Origin of the sequence: Periweissella ghanensis, assembly GCF_918814755.1 — a bacterium.
GTDB lineage: Bacteria > Bacillota > Bacilli > Lactobacillales > Lactobacillaceae > Periweissella > Periweissella ghanensis.
This window is the reverse complement of record NZ_CAKKNT010000055.1, coordinates 1-1,389: the sequence shown is the minus strand read 5'-3', so window position 1 is coordinate 1,389 and position 1,389 is coordinate 1. Positions and strand designations below refer to the sequence as shown.

Genomic DNA, 1,389 nt, shown 5'->3' with positions numbered 1-1,389 from the left:
TGAACTGACCCCCATAAATTGGAGTGATGTTTTAAGCGATTAATTGGATGGCATGATTCTGGAATTCAACCGGACTCATGCCATCCAATTTTTCTTTAATTCGTTTGTTATTGTAGTAATTCATAAATTCAATAACTGCTGATTTTAGATCAGCGAACGTTTGATATTGCTCTTGATGTACTGTGCACACTTTTAAAGTTCTGAAGAAACTCTCAATTACCGCATTGTCTAAACATGTAGCCTTACGGCTCATACTTTGGATAATGCGGTTTTTTGATAACGTAGTTACGAACTGATGATGTTGATATTGAAGTCCTTGATCAGAATGTACTGTCATTCTGTATGGAAGACTAGGCCGATTTTTAATCAATTCATCAAGTGGATCAATCACAAATTTCACACTCGGACTTAAGCCAATATTCCAACTAAGTACCGTTCCACTATAGAGATCTAAATATGCAGTAACATAGGCCCGTTCCTGCATACTTTGAGAGCCCCAGCGAACTTCAGTGACATCAGTAACAATTTTTTGAAATGGGCGGTCAGTTATAAAGCGACGCTTTAACTTGTGCTTAGCAACGGTTCCGACGTGACCTTTGTAAGAGTTGTATTTCCGAGTTTGTTTATCATAAGCAGTACACTGCAAATTATATTCTTGCATAATTCGTTGTACTTTCTTGTGATTAATTTTGATTCCCTTGTTACGTAATGCTAATACGACACGGCGATAGCCGTAATCTTTGAATGCCATAACAATGTCTTTAATTAATTCAACGATTGTAGGATCAGCTTTCTTATAAACATGGTTAATTGCATAATGAAAACTACTACTTGAAAGACGTGCTGCTTTCAATAGTATTGCCAATTTAATATTTAATTCCCGCTTTAATTCGACTACTAATTGGGCTTTTTCGAAGTTTGAGATTTCTTCTTCTTTTGAATTAAAGCGTCCAGTTTTTCCAAGTAAGCTACCCGTGCCCGTAGGTAATCAATCTCATCTTGTAATTCTTTCTTGGTTTTCTCTGGTTTATTTTGCATATTGGCAGTACTTCCTTTATTCGGTCTAAGTCGTCCCGCAAGCAAATCCTGTTCCCACTGATAAACTTGGGCAGGTGTTCGTATCCGAAACTGCTTAGCAGTTTCAGGAAGCGAAGATTTAGTTTCGAGACGCCAATTTAATACTTTAAGTTTAAAGGAATAATCAATACGTGTCTTTACTTTTGGACGATTTAAACCAGAAATTCCAAATTGTTCTAATTTACGAATCCATTCATATACTGTTGCCGAACCTTTTATCTGATATTTACGCATTACCTCTGAAATTGGAACACCATTTTGGTACTCAATAATTGCATCTAATTTTATTTTTTGAGAAAAATACATAAGAAA

Annotated in this window: 2 protein-coding genes; both read right to left on the bottom strand. The window is 35.8% G+C overall.

Features of this window, described 5'->3' with window-relative positions:
• Window positions 1-31: 31 nt before the first annotated feature.
• Window positions 32-865 carry an IS3 family transposase gene (locus LQZ76_RS09890; protein ID WP_230099543.1) on the bottom strand — a complete coding sequence of 278 codons (834 nt, stop codon included), beginning with the start codon at window positions 863-865 and terminating at the stop codon, window positions 32-34.
• Window positions 866-897: 32 nt separating this feature from the next.
• On the bottom strand, window positions 898-1,389 hold a 492-nt coding region (locus LQZ76_RS09885; RefSeq protein ID WP_230099542.1), incomplete at its 5' end, for a helix-turn-helix domain-containing protein.